At 63.1% G+C, this 3,639-nt stretch carries 4 protein-coding genes; 3 read left to right on the top strand and 1 reads right to left on the bottom strand.

The window, feature by feature from the left end; all coding sequences use genetic code 11:
- Positions 1 to 187: 187 nt before the first annotated feature.
- From HX846_RS30840 to HX846_RS30830, 3 genes are all read left to right on the top strand, one after another.
- The gene (locus HX846_RS30840; protein WP_178966843.1) at positions 188 to 2,122 is read left to right on the top strand and encodes an acetyl/propionyl/methylcrotonyl-CoA carboxylase subunit alpha; all 1,935 of its coding nucleotides are present in this window, start codon (positions 188 to 190) and stop codon (positions 2,120 to 2,122) included.
- A gap of 71 nt (positions 2,123 to 2,193) precedes the next feature.
- A complete protein-coding gene (locus tag HX846_RS30835) occupies positions 2,194 to 2,736 on the top strand; it encodes an exonuclease domain-containing protein (protein ID WP_003219774.1) in 543 nt (180 codons plus the stop codon).
- Between the two features lie 47 nt (positions 2,737 to 2,783).
- Positions 2,784 to 3,068 carry a pyrimidine/purine nucleoside phosphorylase gene (locus HX846_RS30830; protein WP_003183665.1) on the top strand — a complete coding sequence of 95 codons (285 nt, stop codon included), beginning with the start codon at positions 2,784 to 2,786 and terminating at the stop codon, positions 3,066 to 3,068.
- Positions 3,069 to 3,132: 64 nt separating this feature from the next.
- Here HX846_RS30830 and HX846_RS30825 read toward each other — a convergent pair.
- Positions 3,133 to 3,639, bottom strand: a 507-nt coding sequence (locus HX846_RS30825) for an MOSC domain-containing protein (protein ID WP_178966842.1), incomplete at its 5' end; no start/stop codon positions are given.

The raw sequence follows: 3,639 nt of genomic DNA, 5'->3' as shown, positions 1-3,639 counted from the left end.
CGTCGCGGCGGCCCGCGGAGTAATGCCGGAGTGAGGGAACACCGAGCCGTAGCGAGGTGCCGACAGGCGGGGCAGAGCGTTTTGGTTACTTTTGCGCTTTTCAAAAGTGACCCGCTGTAAGAGCGGAACCATAAGCAGCCGTTACCGAAGAAACGGATATGTACCCGACAAGCCAAGGGACACCACCATGCCGATGTTCAACAAAATCCTCATAGCCAACCGTGGCGAAATCGCCTGCCGCATCCAGCGCACCGCCCAATCCCTGGGCTACCGCACCGTAGCAATCTACAGCGAAGCCGACACCGACGCCCTGCACGTCCAGATGGCCGACGAAGCCATCAACATCGGCCCCGCCCCCGTCACCCAGTCCTACCTGAACATCGAAGCCATCCTCAACGCAGCCCACCGCACCGGCGCCGACGCCATCCACCCCGGCTACGGCTTCCTCTCCGAAAACCCCGACTTCGCCCGAGCCTGCGCAAACGCCGGCCTCACCTTCATCGGCCCCAGCCCCGAAGCCATCGACCTGATGGGCAGCAAACGCCTCTCAAAAATCGCCATGCTCAACGCCGGCGTCCCCTGCATCAAGGGCTACCAAGGCCCCGACCAGGACGACCCAACCCTGCAACAACAAGCCACCCACATCGGCTACCCACTGATGATCAAGGCCAGCGCCGGCGGCGGCGGCCGCGGCATGCGCCTGGTACCCAACCCCGACACCCTGCTGGAACACCTGCGCACCGCCCGCTCCGAAGCACAAAACGCCTTCGGCAGCGCCGAACTCATCCTCGAACAAGCCCTGATCGCCCCCCGCCACGTCGAAATCCAACTGTTCGGCGACACCCACGGCAACCTGATCTACCTCGGCGAACGCGACTGCTCGGTCCAGCGCCGCCATCAAAAAGTCATCGAAGAAGCCCCCTGCCCCGTCATGACCCTCAAGCTGCGCCAAGCCATGGGCGAAGCCGCCCTCAAGGCCGCGCGCGCCGTCAATTACGTCGGCGCCGGCACGGTGGAGTTCCTGCTCGACCGCGACGGCAATTTCTACTTCCTGGAAATGAACACCCGCCTGCAGGTCGAACACCCGGTCACCGAACTGATCACCGGCCTCGACCTCGTCGCCTGGCAACTGCACATCGCCGCCGGCCAACCTTTGCCCCTGAGTCAGGAACAAGTGACCCTCACCGGTCACGCCATGGAAGTGCGCCTGTACGCCGAAGACCCGGCCCAGGGCTTCCTCCCGCAAACCGGCGACGTACTGCGCTGGGACCCGGCGCCAGGTGTGCGCATCGATCATGGCGTGCTGGAAGGCCAGCGCATCACCCCGTTCTACGACTCGATGCTGGGCAAGATCATCGCCCACGGCGCCACCCGCGAAGAGGCCCGGCGCAAGCTGGTCAGGGCCGTGGAAGACTGCGTGCTGCTCGGCGTGCCCACCAACCAGCGCCTGCTGGCCAGCCTGCTCAAGCATCCACACTTCATCGCCGGCGATTTCAGCACCGGCTTTATTGCCGAACACTTCAGCGACATCCCGCGTCCCCACGCGACCAACGAAGAGCTGGCCCTGGCCGCCGCGCTGTTTTACCAACACAGCGCCAGCGCTCACACCCAGCCATTATCCGGCTGGCGCAACAACGCCAGCGTACCCTGGACCTGGCAATTGGCCGAACACGACGAGCCCCGGACCATCAGCCTCAGTGTACTGGCGGACAATTGCCTGCAAGTCGAGATTGATCTGCACGCCATCGAAATACGCGACCTCTCCACCGACGGACGCTGGGCCACCGCCGTTCTCAACGGCATTCGCCGTCGCATTGCCTACCACCTGCAAGGCACCCGGCTCTGGTTGCCCGGCGTGTGCATCAATGATCGAACCCAAACCGTCGCCACCCGCCAGGCCGAGGCCGGCAACGGCACGGTCAAGGCGCCGATGGATGGGGCAATTGTCGAAGTACGGGTCAGCGAAGGCGATTCGGTCAGCAAGGGCCAGCTGTTGCTGGTGCTGGAAGCGATGAAAATGGAGCACCCACTCAAGGCCGGCATGAGTGGCGTGGTCAAGCGAATCCAGGCGGTTGCAGGCGATCAGGTCAGGAACCGTCAGATTTTGCTGGAGATCGAGTAAGCCCTGGGCGGAACTAGCAGGCTTGGCTACGCTCTATCCCCATCAGGACGGGAAGAGTACGGGAACCTGCGATGCCTCATTGGCTGATTATTGATCTTGAAGCCACAACGGATGAAGGCGGCTGGCCCGTGACCGAGATGGAAATCATCGAAATCGGTGTGAGCCTGGTCAACCGCCAGGGCCGTGAACTGGACCATTTCCAGCGTTTCGTGCGGCCATTGCGCAGGCCGCTGCTGACGCCGTTCTGCCGCCAGTTGACCCACATCACCCAGGCGAATATCGACGCTGCCGCGCCGTTGATCGAGGTGTGGCCGCTGTTCGAACGCTGGCTTGGCCAGCACCAGGCACGCCTGGAAGGCTGGGCGAGCTGGGGTGACTACGATCGCCAGCAACTGGAACTGGAGTGGCAGCGCCATGGCTTGAGCAGCGTGCTGGGCCAGACACCCCACGTGAACCTCAAGCAACGCTTCGCCAAGGCCCGGCGCCTGGACAAGCCGCTGGGGCTCAACGGCGCGCTGCAACTGGCCGGCATGCAGTTCCACGGCCAACAGCATCGGGCGCTGGAAGATGCACGCAATACCGCACGGCTGCTGCCGTTGATTTTGCCCGTGTAGAAGGCATACTGGCCGACCTTTCTTGACCCTTTTCCGAGGATTCGCCCATGTTTAAAGTCAACGAGTACTTCGACGGCACCGTCAAGTCGATCGCTTTCGGCACTGCAGAAGGTCCGGCGACCATCGGCGTCATGGCCCCGGGTGAATACGAGTTCGGCACTGCCCAGCGTGAAATCATGCACGTGGTATCGGGCGCACTGACCGTCAAGCTGCCAGACAGCACCGACTGGGAAACCTTCGCCGCCGGCAGCCAGTTCAACGTGCCAGCCAACAGCAAGTTCCAGCTGAAGGTGGCGGTCGACACCGCCTACCTGTGCGAATACCGCGGCTAAACGTTCGATAGCCAAAAAAAATGCCCGTCTCGCGAGAGACGGGCATTTTTCATTTCAGGGCTGCTTACTCCAGGATCGTCACCGGCATGCCGACTTCCAGGCGGCCCACCCCATCGTTGACCAGGTTCTGCCCAAACATCACATCGCCCTCTTGCTCGCGGTAGGTCTTGAGCGTGGCCAGCGGTTCGCGGTCGGCACTGCGCTCGCCACTCGCCGGGTCGATGGTGGTGAGGATGCAGCGTGAGCAGGACTTGACCACGCGAAACTCCACATCACCGATCCGTATCCGCTTCCAGCCGTCTTCGGCAAAGGCTTCGCTGCCCTCGATCACCAGGTTGGGGCGAAAACGCAGCATCTCCATGGGCCGACCGATACGCTGGGACAGGTCATCCAGGGACGCCTGGCCGATCAGCAGCAACGGAAAGCCATCGGCAAACGCGACCTTGTCATCATCCTTGCCGTAGCCGGCCTCGGTCGTGCGCGCACGGGACAGCGGCACTTGCACCAGCCGCGTGGGTTTGCCGATGAATTCGCTGAGCCAGGCGCCCGCCTCGTCACCGGCATCCGGCAC

Origin of the sequence: Pseudomonas sp. K5002 (assembly GCF_013386655.1) — a bacterium.
Classification (GTDB): domain Bacteria; phylum Pseudomonadota; class Gammaproteobacteria; order Pseudomonadales; family Pseudomonadaceae; genus Aquipseudomonas.
This window is presented reverse-complemented; position numbering and strand designations above follow the sequence as displayed.

Excerpts from the sequence above, each read along its gene's own strand:
- HX846_RS30840 (WP_178966843.1), top strand. The coding sequence starts at position 188 with ATGCCGATGTTCAACAAAATCCTCATAGCCAACCGTGGCGAAATCGCC.
- HX846_RS30835 (WP_003219774.1), top strand. The coding sequence starts at position 2,194 with ATGCCTCATTGGCTGATTATTGATCTTGAAGCCACAACGGATGAAGGC.
- HX846_RS30830 (WP_003183665.1), top strand. The coding sequence starts at position 2,784 with ATGTTTAAAGTCAACGAGTACTTCGACGGCACCGTCAAGTCGATCGCT.